The organism is Microbacterium sp. NC79, from assembly GCF_019061125.1.
Classification (GTDB): domain Bacteria; phylum Actinomycetota; class Actinomycetes; order Actinomycetales; family Microbacteriaceae; genus Microbacterium.
The window spans coordinates 732,920-746,741 of the sequence record NZ_JAHQYI010000001.1; the positions used below are offsets into that span (position 1 = coordinate 732,920).

13 protein-coding genes are annotated in these 13,822 nt (G+C 63.2%); 9 read left to right on the forward strand and 4 right to left on the reverse strand.

Going from position 1 to position 13,822, the window contains the following annotated elements:
• Nucleotides 1–81 precede the first annotated feature (81 nt).
• Nucleotides 82–1,533, forward strand: a complete 1,452-nt coding sequence (locus KTJ77_RS03180) for an NAD(P)H-quinone dehydrogenase (protein ID WP_217337060.1) — start codon at nucleotides 82–84, stop codon at nucleotides 1,531–1,533.
• Nucleotides 1,534–1,537: 4 nt separating this feature from the next.
• A complete protein-coding gene (locus KTJ77_RS03185) occupies nucleotides 1,538–2,398 on the forward strand; it encodes a hypothetical protein (protein WP_217337061.1) in 861 nt (286 codons plus the stop codon).
• Between the two features lie 71 nt (nucleotides 2,399–2,469).
• Here the strand turns inward: KTJ77_RS03185 and KTJ77_RS03190 are convergent, their stop codons facing one another.
• Complete coding sequence (locus KTJ77_RS03190) at nucleotides 2,470–4,236, reverse strand: biotin carboxylase N-terminal domain-containing protein (RefSeq protein WP_217337062.1); 1,767 nt, start codon at nucleotides 4,234–4,236, stop codon at nucleotides 2,470–2,472.
• 78 nt (nucleotides 4,237–4,314) lie between these two features.
• Nucleotides 4,315–4,962, reverse strand: coding sequence for a nucleoside triphosphate pyrophosphatase (locus tag KTJ77_RS03195; protein WP_217337063.1), 648 nt, complete (start codon nucleotides 4,960–4,962; stop codon nucleotides 4,315–4,317).
• An 81-nt stretch (nucleotides 4,963–5,043) separates the two neighbouring features.
• Between KTJ77_RS03195 and KTJ77_RS03200 the strand changes: the two genes are divergently transcribed.
• From KTJ77_RS03200 to KTJ77_RS03220, 5 genes are all read left to right on the forward strand, one after another.
• Nucleotides 5,044–5,727, forward strand: a complete 684-nt coding sequence (locus KTJ77_RS03200; RefSeq protein WP_217337064.1) for a CoA pyrophosphatase — start codon at nucleotides 5,044–5,046, stop codon at nucleotides 5,725–5,727.
• A gap of 159 nt (nucleotides 5,728–5,886) precedes the next feature.
• The gene (locus KTJ77_RS03205; RefSeq protein WP_217337065.1) at nucleotides 5,887–7,134 is read left to right on the forward strand and encodes a class I SAM-dependent RNA methyltransferase; all 1,248 of its coding nucleotides are present in this window, start codon (nucleotides 5,887–5,889) and stop codon (nucleotides 7,132–7,134) included.
• A gap of 42 nt (nucleotides 7,135–7,176) precedes the next feature.
• Nucleotides 7,177–7,851, forward strand: coding sequence for a response regulator transcription factor (locus KTJ77_RS03210; RefSeq protein ID WP_217337066.1), 675 nt, complete (start codon nucleotides 7,177–7,179; stop codon nucleotides 7,849–7,851).
• Complete coding sequence (locus KTJ77_RS03215) at nucleotides 7,808–9,031, forward strand: sensor histidine kinase (RefSeq protein ID WP_217337067.1); 1,224 nt, start codon at nucleotides 7,808–7,810, stop codon at nucleotides 9,029–9,031. The genes KTJ77_RS03210 and KTJ77_RS03215 overlap by 44 nt, the downstream gene beginning before the upstream one ends.
• Nucleotides 9,028–10,083, forward strand: coding sequence for a hypothetical protein (locus tag KTJ77_RS03220; RefSeq protein WP_217337068.1), 1,056 nt, complete (start codon nucleotides 9,028–9,030; stop codon nucleotides 10,081–10,083). Before KTJ77_RS03215 ends, KTJ77_RS03220 begins: the two co-directional genes overlap by 4 nt.
• Before the next feature lie 355 nt (nucleotides 10,084–10,438).
• Here the strand turns inward: KTJ77_RS03220 and KTJ77_RS03225 are convergent, their stop codons facing one another.
• Entirely contained in the window at nucleotides 10,439–10,657 is a 219-nt protein-coding gene (locus KTJ77_RS03225; protein ID WP_217337069.1) for an acyl-CoA carboxylase subunit epsilon, read from the reverse strand.
• Nucleotides 10,654–12,243 (reverse strand): acyl-CoA carboxylase subunit beta, encoded by a 1,590-nt coding sequence (locus KTJ77_RS03230; RefSeq protein ID WP_217337070.1) that lies wholly within the window; start codon nucleotides 12,241–12,243, stop codon nucleotides 10,654–10,656. The genes KTJ77_RS03225 and KTJ77_RS03230 overlap by 4 nt, the downstream gene beginning before the upstream one ends.
• Before the next feature lie 117 nt (nucleotides 12,244–12,360).
• On the opposite strand from KTJ77_RS03230, the gene KTJ77_RS03235 reads away from it, so the two are divergent.
• Both KTJ77_RS03235 and KTJ77_RS03240 read left to right on the forward strand, forming a co-directional pair.
• On the forward strand, nucleotides 12,361–13,134 hold the full coding sequence (locus tag KTJ77_RS03235) for a biotin--[acetyl-CoA-carboxylase] ligase (RefSeq protein ID WP_254367345.1): 774 nt from the start codon (nucleotides 12,361–12,363) through the stop codon (nucleotides 13,132–13,134).
• Nucleotides 13,135–13,197: 63 nt separating this feature from the next.
• Nucleotides 13,198–13,743: a PH domain-containing protein gene (locus KTJ77_RS03240; protein ID WP_367948812.1), complete on the forward strand. Its 546-nt coding sequence runs from the start codon at nucleotides 13,198–13,200 to the stop codon at nucleotides 13,741–13,743.
• Nucleotides 13,744–13,822 lie beyond the last annotated feature (79 nt).

Consider the following 13,822-nt stretch of genomic DNA (forward strand, 5'->3'; position numbering starts at 1 on the left):
AGGAGCGGCGCTCGCTCATCTGCGCGCCAGAAGGCAGGGGTGGCGTTTTTCATCGCGCTCCCGGTGAGCGAGAATAGAGGCATGTCTTCTCTCTCGTTTGAGCGCACTCAGTCCGTGGCTATTCTGGGTGGCGGCCCCGGCGGGTACGAAGCGGCGCTCGCGGCCGCGCAGCTCGGTGCTGATGTGACCCTGATCGAGCGTGCCGGAGTTGGTGGTTCCGCCGTCATCACCGACGTGGTTCCATCCAAGTCGCTGATTGCAACGGCCGACGCTGCCGTCGCCATTTCAGAGGCCTCCGACCTTGGCGTGCAGTTCTTCGCGAAGGATGCCACAGGCAAGCCGCTGAAGCCTGAAGTGGCGATCAACCTGGCGGCCGTGAACAAGCGCCTGCTGGCGCTGGCTCGGCAACAGTCTGAAGACATGCGTGCCGCCCTTGTCGAGGCCGGTGTGCGCATTATTAGCGGTTACGGTCGCCTCGAAGACGCCCACACTGTCGTCGTATCGACGGGACCGGAAGGCACCGACTTTGATCGGGTTGAGGCCGACACGCTGGTCGTTTCGGTTGGTGCTTCGCCGCGGCAGCTGGCCTCCGCGATGCCCGACGGCGAGCGCATTCTGACGTGGACGCAGCTGTACGACATGAAGGCTTTGCCTGAACACCTCATCGTGGTGGGTTCGGGCGTCACCGGTGCCGAGTTCGCTTCGGCCTACATGAACCTGGGAGCCAAGGTCACGCTGGTGTCATCGCGCGACCAGATTCTGCCATCGGAAGACCAAGACGCCGCCGCAGTGTTGGCCAAGGTGTTTACCCGGGGCGGTATGACGGTGTTGAACAAGTCTCGTGCAGACAAGGTCGAGCGCACTGACAATGGCGTGCGCGTCACGCTTGCCGATGGCCGCACGGTTGAAGGTTCGCACTGTCTGATGGCCGTTGGTTCCATCCCCAACACGGCAGGCATCGGTCTTGAAGAAGCGGGAATCCAGCTCACCGACTCCGGTCACTTGCGTGTGAACCGTGTCGGCCGTACGTCGGTTCCCAACATCTATGCGGCCGGCGACTGCACGACGCTGATGCCGCTCGCATCGGTCGCCAGCATGCAGGGCCGTACGGCGGTGTTCCACGCTCTTGGCGACATCGTCATTCCGATGGAACCACGCCGCATCACCGCCAATATCTTCACCGGCCCCGAAATTGCGACCGTCGGCTGGTCACAGGCTGATGTCGAAGCGGGCTTGATCAACGGTGTCGTGCACAAGCTGCCGCTGTCGGCAAACCCGCGCGCCAAGATGATGGGTATCAAGGATGGTTTCGTGAAGGTCATTGCGCGCGAGGGCTCGGGCACCGTGATTGGTGGCGTCATTGTGGCGCCGAAGGCGTCCGAACTGATTTACCCGATCGCCGTTGCCGTTGAACGCCGCCTCACCGTCGACCAGCTCTCCCGCGTTTTCGCGGTGTACCCGTCGCTGACCGGCTCCATCACCGACGCCGTCCGAGCGATGCACATCGTCGAACGCGACAACAGCGGCGAGTAACTCCGTGGCGTCGCTGGTGCAGCCTCCGGTGCGTTGGCCTGACGGCTGGCGCTGGCCCAGGGTCCACCAGCGCATGCTCTATATCGGCGTGGGAAGCGCCGTGGCGCTGGTACTCGGCGTGCTCTTCCGGAGCCTGCCCGTCATCCTCGTGAGCGCCCTGATTTCGTTCGTCTGCCTCGCGCTCTGGTACGAAAGTCGAGAAAAGTACCGAACGAGTCAGCTCGTCAATGCGGTCACCCTCACCGAAGCATTGGCGGCGCCGCCAGACAGCTGGGTGCACTTCTTCCGCGAGCGGCGACGCTCGATTGGCGTGCTCGTACTGATGTTTTTGATCGGTGCTGTCTTTAGCTTTGTCGGCGTGTTGACGTGGATTATTCAGCCAGCCGACTCTGTGGTGGTGGTGCGCACCGTTGGTACCGCCGCTGGTTTGCTCGGCGTGCTGTTTATCGCCACGGGATGGCGCGGCTTGGTCGGGCGCAAACGGCTGGGATCGTTTGGGGAGCGACCACTCGGCTTCGCGCTGGGGGAGAGCGCCCTCATGCTCGTCACGGTCACGGGTGTCGCGTACGTGCCCTGGACAGATATTCTCGCTGTCGAAGCCACCCAGGCCGACCGCGACTCGAAAGACGACGATCACCCCGGTGTGATGTGGCTGAACCTCACCGTTCGCCGCGCGGATGGCTCCTCAACCCCTGTCATGCTCGCGCCCATGACAAGTGAGGTGCACCCCTGGGTGACGTACGCCGCGATAGCAATGGCGGCGGCGAACCCGGAATTCCGCGCTCGTCTGGGAACCTCACGGGCGCAGGCAGAATTGGACGCCTGGCACGCCTACGCAACCGGCTCGCGCAACGCGTCGCGCTAATCCTCGATCATGACCGGAAAACACGTCGGCGCCGCCCCAAAAAGGAGACGGCGCCGAATACGCGTGCAGTCTTAGCTGATCGTGAGCAGCTGGTGTCCGGCTGACACCGTTGCGCCCGCCTCGGCATTGATCGCGCCGATCACACCATCCTTGTGAGCCTGGATGGGCTGCTCCATCTTCATCGCCTCGAGGACGACCACCAAGTCACCCTTGACAACCTGCTGGCCCTCTTCGACCGCGATCTTGATGACGGTTGCCTGCATGGGGCTCTTGACGGCATCGCCTGATGCGCCGGAACCAGCGGCGCTGGCTGCGTGCGAACGGCGGGCGGGGGGAGCGGCAACGGGGCGGCCCACGGCTTGCGTTGCCACGATGTGGTCGGGCAGGCTCACCTCGAGGCGCTTACCAGCGACCTCAACAACGACGGTGTGACGACCGGGTGCGGCTTCGGGAGCCTCCATCTCGCCATCCCAAGCCGGGATTTCGTTGACAAACTCGGTTTCGATCCAGCGCGTGAAGATACCGAAGGTACCGTCCTCCGCGGTGAATGCCGGCTCGGTGACGACCTGACGGTGAAAAGGCAGCACCGTCGGCATGCCGGTCACTTCGAACTCATTGAGCGCGCGACGGGCGCGAGCAAGCGCCTCGTTGCGGTCGCGGCCGGTGACGATAATCTTCGCGAGCAACGAGTCAAACGCGCCAGAAATGGTGTCGCCCTGGGTGACACCCGAGTCCAGGCGAATGCCCGGGCCGCCAAACGTCTTGAACGTCTTGATGGGGCCGGGCTGGGGGAGGAAACCGCGGCCCGGGTCTTCACCGTTGATGCGGAACTCAAAGGAGTGGCCGACCGGAGCGGGGTCGTCGTAGCCGAGGGTCTCTCCTGCGGCGATACGGAACTGCTCACGGACAAGGTCAATGCCGGTGATCTCTTCAGAGACCGGGTGTTCCACCTGCAGACGGGTGTTGACCTCAAGGAAGGAGATGGTTCCGTCTGCACCGATCAGGAACTCACAGGTTCCGGCGCCGACGTAGCCGACCTCCTTGAGAATCTTCTTTGACGCGTCGTACAGAATCGCGTTCTGCTCGTCGGTCAGGAACGGCGCGGGCGCCTCCTCGACGAGCTTTTGGTGGCGACGCTGCAGAGAGCAGTCGCGCGTCGAAATGACCACGACGTTGCCAGCGGAGTCGGCGAGGCACTGCGTCTCGACGTGGCGAGGCTTGTCGAGGTACTTCTCTACGAAGCACTCACCGCGACCGAAGGCGGCAATCGCCTCACGTGTGGCGGATTCGAACATCTCGGGGATCTCGTCGACGGTGCGGGCAACCTTTAGACCGCGACCGCCGCCACCGTAGGCAGCCTTGATTGCGATCGGCAGGCCCGCCTCCTTCGCGAAGGCGATCACTTCATCCGCGGTTTCGACCGGGCCCGGGGTGCCGGGAGCGAGCGGTGCGCCCACCTTCTCGGCAACGTGGCGCGCTGTCACCTTGTCACCGAGGGCATCAATTGCTTCGGGCGATGGGCCGATCCATGTGATGCCTGCGGCAATGACGGCGCGGGCGAACTCGGCGTTTTCGGCCAAGAAGCCGTAGCCGGGGTGGATCGCGTCTGCACCGGAACGGCGAGCGATCGACAGGATCTTGTCGATGACGAGGTACGTGTCGGCGCTGGTCTGGCCGTCGAGTGCGTACGCTTCGTCGGCCAGGCGGGTGTGCATGGCGTCACGATCCTGATCGGCGTAGATCGCTACCGAAGCGATCGCGCTGTCACGTGCGGCGCGGATGATTCGTACGGCAATCTCGCCGCGGTTCGCGATGAGAACCTTCGAGATTTGAGGCATGACAGCCAGCCTACCGAGCGAAAGGCTCTCTTTTTTGAGCACTCTCAATAAAGTAATGAGAAAATCGTTGAGCGGAACCTACAGTCGGTTCCAGAGGGATGGCCAGGAGATTCCGAGCCGCGTCGTGAGGGCACGAATCGTTGAGAGAGACATTCCGACCACTGTCGATGGGTCGCCCTCCACACGATCAATGAAGGGAGCACCGAGGCTGTCGACGGTGAATGCCCCCGCGACCTGGAGAGGCTCACCGGTCGCAACGTATGCGGCGATCTCTTCATCTGAAATATCGGCCACGAAGTGAACGGTGGCATCTGCCACGTCGTCAGCCGCGTCAACCACGGCCCCCTGTTGTACCAGCAGGACGCTGTGCCCAGAGTGCAGCACACCCGACTGGCCGCGCATGTGGAGCCAGCGTTCCGTAGCGGCTTCCGCCGTGTAGGGCTTGCCGAAGATCTGACCGTCGAGCTCGAACATGGAGTCGCCGCCGATCACAATGCCGGAGAAGTCAGGGTGTGATGAGGCGAGGCCAGCGGCTACGGCGGCTGCCTTCGCCTGGGCGAGTAACAGCACATGCTCTTCGGGAGTGAGGGGGCGACCGGCCTCCTCCTCAGCGACGGCAACGGCGGCGTCCTCATCGACATCGCTGGGGATTGTCAGCGGCTCAATGCCGCATTGGCGGAGCAACATGAGTCGGGCGGGAGACGTAGAAGCGAGGCAGACCTGCATGATGTCAACGCTAGCAAGGTGCCACCCGACACGGCGGGAATGGCCCTCATTCACCGGAACAGGCCTAGACTCGGTGGCGCAATGACTGACACCTCCCTGCTCCTTGGCGCTCGCGAAGAACTCACTCGCGGGCTCCGGGATCGGGGCGCATTGCGCGAACTCCCTCCGGTAAATACCGCGCAGGCGCGACGATCCGCCGTCTTGGTCTTATTCGGGTTGCGACCCGACCGTACTCACCTTGCGCCGGCCGATGCCACGGCCGCGGATCTTGACCTGCTGCTTGAGATTCGTGCAGACACGCTGCGCTCGCACCCGGGCGAAGTCTCGTTCCCCGGTGGTTCCGTCGATCCGGATGATGAAAACGCCGTCGCTACCGCTCTGCGCGAAGCAGAAGAGGAGACGGGGCTCGACGGCACCGGTGTTGAGATCATCGGCCAACTGCCTGATCTGCCGCTGTTGGCAAACAACTTTGTGGTGTCGCCGGTTGTGGCGTGGCGTACCCGCACATTGCCCGTCACGGTCATGGACAGGGCAGAAACACACGAAGTGCGCCTCACCCCGGTGGATGACCTTCTCAACCCGCAGAATCGGTTTACGTCGGTCTTTCGGCATGAGCGCGGCGACTTCCGCGGGCCCGCGTTCGACATTGGTGGCGCGACGGTGTGGGGCTTCACCGCGCTCGTCATCGACCACCTGTTCGAGGTGGCAGGGTGGACGCGTCCGTGGGACGAATCCGACCTGCGCGACATTTTCACGTTGCGCTGACCGCACCTGGTTCGATTGCTCCCATCGTTGAGCGGTGCGAGGTGAGACACCTCTCAACGCGCTCACCCGCGCCGTTTCACGACACCCGAACCGGTTGGGTGAGTACGTTTGTTCGTCACCGATGAGGTGTCATTCAGTCGGGCATGAGATTCTGTAAGGATGCACGCGCCCCAAGAACTCGACCTGACCATCTCTGACGTCGCCCACGGAGGCATCTTTGTCGCCCGCCATGAGGGCCGGGTCATCTTCGTGTCCGACGCGATCCCGGGTGAAACCGTGCGCGCCCGTGTCAGCGATGACTCGAAGGCGTCGTTCTGGCGTGCCGAGACGATTGAGGTGCTCGAGGCTTCTCCTCACCGCCAGGCACACGTTTGGTCGGCAGCCGACGTCTCAGTCTCGCCCGCGCTGCGCCCCGGCGGTGCCGAATTCGGTCACATCACACTGGAGCACCAGCGCGAGCTGAAGACAAAGGTGTTGCGAGACTCGCTCGCCCGTTTCGCGAAGATTGACTCTGATGTCAGCGTCGCAGGCGTCGGCGGTCAGGAAGATGGCACGCGGTGGCGTACTCGCGTCAGCCTGCACGTCGACGGCGCTGGCCGTATCGGCCCGTACGCGGCACGCAGCCACAACGTCATCGAGGTGAACGACCTGCCACTGGCGACCGCTGCTATCGAGCGCGCCGCAGACAAGCTGTACGGCGATACGGCTGACCGCATCGACCTCATCCAGGCGGCAGACGGACACGTGCGCGTGCTGAACCGCACGATGGACGACAAGGGTCAGCCCGTTGAGCGCCAGTCCAGCAAACGCGAAGTGCTCATCGAGCGTGTCGGTGAGCGCGAGTTCCGGGTGGACGCTGACGGTTTCTGGCAGGTGCATCACGATGCAGCGACCACGCTCGACGCGGCTGTGCGCCGGGCTCTGCAGGGTGTCGAGATTGACCCGAACGCCTGGCACCTCGACCTCTACGGTGGCGTCGGGCTCTTTGCCGCGACCGTTGCGGAACTGGGCGGTACGCGCGTCACGAGCGTTGAATCGAACGCTCGCGCGACGGAGCACGCGGGCGAGAACCTGTCGGAATGGATTGGTGCGCGCGTCGAGACCGCTCGCGTCGACCGCTACACCCGTTCGCTCCTGTCAACGGCATCCGAGCGTGAGCGCGCGCGTTTGCGTGATGGCGTCGTCGTGATCGACCCGCCCCGCGCCGGCGCTGGTAAGAACGTCGTTTCTGACCTCGCCAACCTGGCCCCTCGCGCGATTGTTTATGTCGCGTGTGACCCGGTCGCTCTCGCCCGTGACCTCGGCACGTTCGCCGAGCGTGGCTACCAACTCGCCGGGATCGAGGCGTTCGACCTGTTCCCGCACTCGCACCACCTGGAGACGGTCGCCCTGCTACAGCAGGCGTAGTCACGCCGTGCCCACGGCCATGCAACCAACTAGGCTGGCGCTGTGAAGCGCATTGCCCTGATTGATGATCATGAGTCCGTGCGGCTCGGGCTGGAAGCGGCGTGCCTGCGGGCAGGCCGCACGGTCGCTTTTTCGGGACCGAGCGTGAGCGCATACCTACAGTGGCGCACGCAGGTAGCCGAGGCGCCCGTCGATGTTGTTGTGCTTGATCTTTCACTTGGCGACGGAACCACGGTGACAGACAACGTGTCGCGCATCGTGCACGATGGTTCCAGCGTCATCATCCACAGTGTCGCCGATCGTCCTGCTGCGGTGCGTGAGGCGCTCGCGGCTGGTGCTGCCGGTGTGATCAGTAAGTCGAGCCCGATCGACGATGTTGTGTCCGCGATCAATACCGTCGCGGAAGGGTTGCCATTAGACAACCTGGAATGGGCGTCGGCAGTCGAGGGCGACATTGTGTTTGCCAATGCGCAGCTTTCGGTGCGTGAGCGTGAGGTACTGCGCCTCTATGCCGCCGGGCTGCCACTCAAGATGGTGGCTGATCGGCTGGGCATTGCCTACTCAACGGCGAAGGAAAATATCTCTCGCATTCGCTTCAAGTACGTCGACGTGGGCCGTCCCGCCCCGACCAAGGTTGACCTGCTGATCAGGGCCATGGAAGACGGCATCATTAATGACCCAAACGAGGATCACGGAGACAACGGTGGTCGCCGCTGACGGGATGCCGGGGCGTCACGAGGTCTTTGCCGCCGGTTCCTTTACAAGCAAGCGCATTGAGCGCATCGTTCAGATTGCGGCGGCCGTCGGCTCGTTGATCGTCGGTCTGCAGGCATTTTTCGCGGCGCTCGGCAGCACGGATGCCGGCGTGTGGCACGTGCCATTTGCGATTGCGATCTTCACCACGCTGTTTGCGTTCATCATTTCCTGCACCACCGGACGGCACCTGCGCCTCACGGCGATCAGTTTTGTCGCGGTATATACACTCGTGGTCGCCGCGTGGCCGTGGGTGACTGACCACGCGAGCAATCCCGGCTACACCCAACCGTGGATTTGGTACGTCACGAACATTGCCACCATGGCCGCCGTTCTCGTCATGCCGCTGCCGTGGCAGATTGCGTTCACGATCGGTCTGCCTGTGCTGTTCTTCGGCGCTCGCATGCTGCAGGTCGACTTTGCACAGGACTACTGGGCATCCAATGCTTTCGATCTCTCCTTCGGACTCTGCCTTGGGGCGATTCTGCTCATCCTGATACGCACGATGCGCGCCACCGGGCGCGCGGTGGATGAAGCGCGCGGAACCGCGCTGGCGGAGTACACGCAGGCGGCGGCTGCCGAGGCGGCCGAGTCGGAACGCATTTCCATGGCCGCCCTCATGCACGACAGCGTGATGGCCGCCCTCATTTCGGCAACCCGTGCCACCACGGATCGTGAGCGAGCGTTGACCGTGGTGATGGCCGAAGAAGCCCTCACCGGGCTCGCAGACGCAGAATCAGACGAACGCATTGCACTCGGCCGCCCCATTAGCGCCCGCGTTATTGCCGCCGACCTCGCCAATGCTGCACGCGACTATGGCATCGACCTCACGATCGCGCAGCCGCTCGACGAAGAGGTGCCTGGCCACGTCGCGCGCGCCCTGACGCTGGCAGCCACTCAGGCGATTGCGAATGCCGTTCAGCACGCGGACGGGGTGGGTCTGGACGTTGTCGTGTCGGCAACGGCAACATCGTGCGCCGTGCGGGTCAGTGACGCAGGCGGCGGCATCGACTTCACCTCGATTCCGGCGGATCGGCTGGGGATTCGGGCATCGATCTACGCGCGTATGGCAGCGGTGGGCGGAACCACAGAAATTACCTCAGAGCCGGGAAAGACCGTCATCGACATGAGGTGGCGGCGATGAACCTCACCACTCGCACAGCCCTTCTCCTCGTTGGCATCGTTTTCACTGCCTATCATGCGGCGCGCACGCTCTTTTGGACCGGGCCAGTGATGCATCCGATCCTGGTGATCATCACGGTGTGTTTTGGTGCGCTTGCCACCCTGATCGCTCTGTTTGCGGAGCCCCGAACCCCGGCAGTCGCCATCGACGCACCGCTGACGGCCGGAGGCAATGGCCCCAAGGTCTTGCCGATGTGGGCGGCAGTTCTCGCCCTTGTTGCCGCAGCGCTCACGCCCACCGCCATTGCCATCGGGGTCGGGCGAGACCACGTCGATGCGCCGTACGCCACGGGCTACATCGGCGGCATCGGACTTCTCATGACGGTCGTGATGATCCGTCGACGCGTTATGTGTGCGTTGCTGGGCGTGGCTCTCCTGGTGATTGGCTCGGTCATATGGCTCGGCCCGCTTGGCGCGTTCTCGTTCGGGCTGGTCGGCGCCATCATGTGGGTGAGCGTTGCGCAAATCATCATGCATTCCCTTGATCGCGCCTCCCGCGACACTGTGCGTCTCATTGAACTGCAGCGAGCAGCGGCCGCGTGGCAGGCCGCGCAGTCTGTGCGTCGCCGTGAGCGTCGCGTGCGCGTGCAGTTTGCGTTACAGGTGGCAGGACCCCTCCTCACCAGAATGATTGGGCAGGGCGGCGCACTGACCAGCGAGGAGCGCGCAGAAGCGCGCGTCGCCGAAGGCACGCTGCGCGACGAACTACGGGCACCGAACCTGTTGGATACGCGCGTGCGCGTCGCCATCGAGCAAGCGCGAAGGCAGGGAAGCACCGTGACGCTGCTTGACGAGGGCGGCCTGGACGGTCTGACCGAGGAAGAGCTTGGTCGAATCCGCGGCGAAATCGCTGACGCGATTGCCAGCGCGCCCTCCGCGCGCATCATCGTGCGGAGCTCGCGCCACCCAGAGATCGCGGTGACGGTCGTCGGACGCTCCGCCGCTGGTGACGGGCTGACACCGGAAGACACCGTGGAACTGTGGCAGGAGATTGCCCGCGCGACCACAAACTGATCGACTCTGCCCGAGCCGGGCAACCAGGTCGTGAAAAAGATGGGGCGGGGTGGTGCCTTGGCACCACCCCGCCGGGAGCGAGATTGTTACCCGAAAACAATCCCGCAAAAGCCGGGTAAAAATCTGGCACGTCTACCCTGGGACGTGCAGTCCGGCTAACGCATTGCGTTTGCCTCTTCAGTATGCGACGCCGCAGTCATCGGTGTCTGTAGGTACTTTGGGGGACAAAAGGGTGGATTTTGGTGTTTCCCGGGCGCGTCGCAACTCACATTCGGTGGTTCAGAGCGTGCAACGGACGACATCACCCGTCTGGCAACGGCGCGCGTTGCCTCGAGATCGCCGCTGGGGGAGAGGCCTAGCGAGCCCAGGACCCGAATCCGATGTTGCGGTCGGGAGAGCTTCTCATTTGTCGCCGTGTGCGCATCCACTCGGAAAGGCCCGGTTTGTCCTCGGTCTTTGCCGCTTCGACTTCGGCGACGTAGGTCTCAGAGATGACAGCGATGACCGCAGCCAGCTCTTCCGGCGTCGGTTCGCCGCTGGTGACCGCAATCGACAGGTCGGGGTTCTCACTCACAGCGGAATGTTTCCGTGCTTCTTCTGCGGACCTTCGACGCGCTTGCCGCGAAGCGCCCGCACGGCCTTGGCGATCATGACGCGAGTCTGTGCCGGCTCAATGATGCCGTCGATTTCGCCACGCTCGGCTGCGAGGAAAGGCGAGGTGACGTTGTACGTGTACTCATTCGCCAGGCGGGTGCGTACCGCGTTGACGTCTTCGCCCGCTTCTTCTGCCTTACGGAGGTCGTTGCGGTACAGAATGTTCACGGCGCCCTGACCGCCCATGACGGCAATTTCAGCGGTCGGCCATGCCAGGTTGACGTCAGCGCCGAGCTGCTTGGAACCCATCACGATGTACGCACCGCCGTACGCCTTACGCAGGATCACAGTGACCATCGGCACCGTTGCTTCCGCGTACGCGTAGATCAGCTTCGCGCCACGTCGGATGACGCCCGTCCATTCTTGGTCGGTGCCGGGAAGGTAGCCGGGCACGTCGACCAGGGTGACGATCGGAATGGAGAACGAATCGCAGAACCGTACGAAACGGGCCGCCTTTTCGCCAGCCTCGATGTTGAGCGTGCCCGCCATCTGTGAAGGCTGGTTGGCAATAATGCCAACGGTGCGTCCCTCGATGCGTCCGAAACCGATCACGATGTTCGGGGCAAAGAGCGGCTGAACCTCGATGAATTCGCCGTCATCAACGATGCGCCCGATGACTTCGTGCATATCGTATGGCTGGTTCGGCTGGTCAGGAATGATGCTGTTCAGCTGACGGTCTTCATCGGTGGTCTCCCACGTGAAGGCCGAAGCGTAGGTGGGCGTTTCTGACAGGTTGTTGTCTGGCAGGAACGACAGCAGGGTGCGCGCATAATCGATCGCGTCATCTTCGTCGGAAGCGAGGTAGTGAGCCACACCCGAGCGGGTGTTGTGCGTGTATGCGCCACCGAGCTCTTCCATGCCGACATCTTCACCCGTCACCGTCTTGATGACGTCGGGGCCGGTAACGAACATCTGACTGGTCTTGTCGACCATGATGACGAAGTCGGTCAGCGCGGGGCCGTACACGGCGCCACCGGCAGCCGGACCCATGATGATTGAGATCTGCGGGATCACACCGGAAGCGGCCGTATTCTTGCGGAAGATTTCGCCGTACTTGCTGAGCGCGAGCACGCCCTCCTGAATGCGGGCACCGCCCGAGTCAAGGATGCCAACGATCGGAATACCACTGCGCAGCGCAAAGTCCATGACCTTGATGATTTTGTCACCGGTGACCTCACCGAGTGAGCCGCCAAACGTGGTGAAGTCCTGCGAATAGACGGCGACGGTGCGGCCATGGATGGTTCCGACACCCGTGACAACCGAGTCGCCATACGGGCGGGACTTGTCCATGCCAAACGCGGTGGTGCGGTGGCGCACGTACTCATCGAGCTCGACGAAGCTGCCCTGGTCAAGCAGCATCTCGATACGCTCGCGCGCCGAGAACTTGCCCTTGGCGTGCTGTTTCTCCTGCGCAAGCTTCTCGGGTTCAACGATTGCCTCGTTGTATCGAGCGCGCAGATCTGCGAGCTTGCCAGCCGTCGTGAAAAGGTCGTTCGTGTCCGTCACGGAGTCAACCCTACCGGCGGGGTTGCCGCATTCGTTAGAGACAATCGACAACGACTTTACGAATCGTCTGTTCGCCCTCTCCTTTGAGCGGGTTCGGCGTAGGGTGACGTCATGGTCATGAGCACGGCAGACTTTCCGCTGACAGCGGCACACACTCCGCGGATCACGGTGGTTGAGAGCGCCGGATCGACAAACGCCGATCTTCTCGCACACAGCGCCGATGAGGCCGCGTGGCCGCATCTGTCGCTGTTGCTCACTGATGATCAACGCTCCGGACGCGGGCGCCTTGATCGTTCCTGGCAGGCGCCGGCCGGTGCGTCGCTGGCGCTATCGGTGCTGTTGCGCTCAACCGAGATTCCGGAACCAGCCCGCGGGTGGGTGCCGTTGATCGCCGGGCTTGCAATGACGGAGTCGATCGCCGCTCAACTCGGCACCGCGGTGTCGATGAAGTGGCCAAATGATGTGCTTGTTGGAGACAAGAAGGTGTGCGGGATTCTTGCGGAACTCAGTGCGAGCGGTGACGCGATCGTGGTGGGTGGTGGCGTGAATACCGCGATGACTGCGGAACAGGCTCCGGTGGAGACTGCGACGAGCTTCGCGATGCAAGGCAAGCCAGTACACCTTGACCTCCTGGTGTCGCACTACGTCGGACGGATCGCGGCCGAGCTTGACAGCCTGCGTGAATGCGATGGCGACGCGGTGGCGTCTGGGCTGCTTGGCCGCTTCACCGCGGTGTGCTCCACGATCGGCAAAGTCGTCACCATTCACCTGCCAGGCGGGACAAGCTACACGGGAGACGCGATCGGGATCGACACCGACGGGCGACTTCAGGTTGTTGTCGACGGTGAAACGCGCACGGTCTCGGCTGGCGACGTTGTGCACGTGCGCTGATAGAACACTGAACCTTGCGGCGAGGCTGAGAGCAATGTCTGTGACCTGGTTCACAATGAAATCGTGACTCAGCCCAGCATGATCAGTGGGCGGCCCTCCATGCCGCCGCCAGGTGCGCCCTCACAGGAGCACTTGATCGCGCGTTTTCGGGGGCAAATACGCCGCCTTTTCCTCAGCGCACTCGTTCTCATCGCGGTCGCAGGGCTCACCGGATATTTCACGGATAACCTGCCGGAACCATTCACAAATGTGATGCTGTGGGCGGCAGCAGGGGCCATCGTCCTGCTGCTCGTGATTGTGCCGTTCCTGGTGTGGCTGAGCCGTCGATACACGATCACCACTCGACGTGTCATCACCACGACGGGGTTGCTGATGCGTCATCGTCGCGAGCTCACACACGCACGGGGATACACCATGACCCTCACTCGCGGTCCGTTGCAACGGCTGTGGGGCGCGGGCAACATTTCGCTCTCTAATGGTGCGGAGCCCGCAATGCTGTTGCGCAACGTGCCTAACGTGCGCCTGATTCATGAAGTCCTCGTCGATCAGGTTGAGATCAACCAGATCCTCGCCCACCGCGACGCCCAGGCCCTGCCGTACAGCGTGTAGTTACCGATGGCGGAGGCCACGGCGGCCCGCCTCTACGCAACTCGCATTCTGGTTCCGCTCGCTGTTTGCGACGCACGGT

Coding starts and splice junctions, on each gene's coding strand:
- KTJ77_RS03235 (WP_254367345.1), top strand. CDS start 12,361: ATGAGCACGGCAGACTTTCCGCTGACAGCGGCACACACTCCGCGGATC.
- KTJ77_RS03195 (WP_217337063.1), bottom strand. CDS start 4,962: ATGCAGGTCTGCCTCGCTTCTACGTCTCCCGCCCGACTCATGTTGCTC.
- KTJ77_RS03205 (WP_217337065.1), top strand. CDS start 5,887: ATGCACGCGCCCCAAGAACTCGACCTGACCATCTCTGACGTCGCCCAC.
- KTJ77_RS03215 (WP_217337067.1), top strand. CDS start 7,808: ATGACCCAAACGAGGATCACGGAGACAACGGTGGTCGCCGCTGACGGG.
- KTJ77_RS03200 (WP_217337064.1), top strand. CDS start 5,044: ATGACTGACACCTCCCTGCTCCTTGGCGCTCGCGAAGAACTCACTCGC.
- KTJ77_RS03220 (WP_217337068.1), top strand. CDS start 9,028: ATGAACCTCACCACTCGCACAGCCCTTCTCCTCGTTGGCATCGTTTTC.
- KTJ77_RS03180 (WP_217337060.1), top strand. CDS start 82: ATGTCTTCTCTCTCGTTTGAGCGCACTCAGTCCGTGGCTATTCTGGGT.
- KTJ77_RS03190 (WP_217337062.1), bottom strand. CDS start 4,236: ATGCCTCAAATCTCGAAGGTTCTCATCGCGAACCGCGGCGAGATTGCC.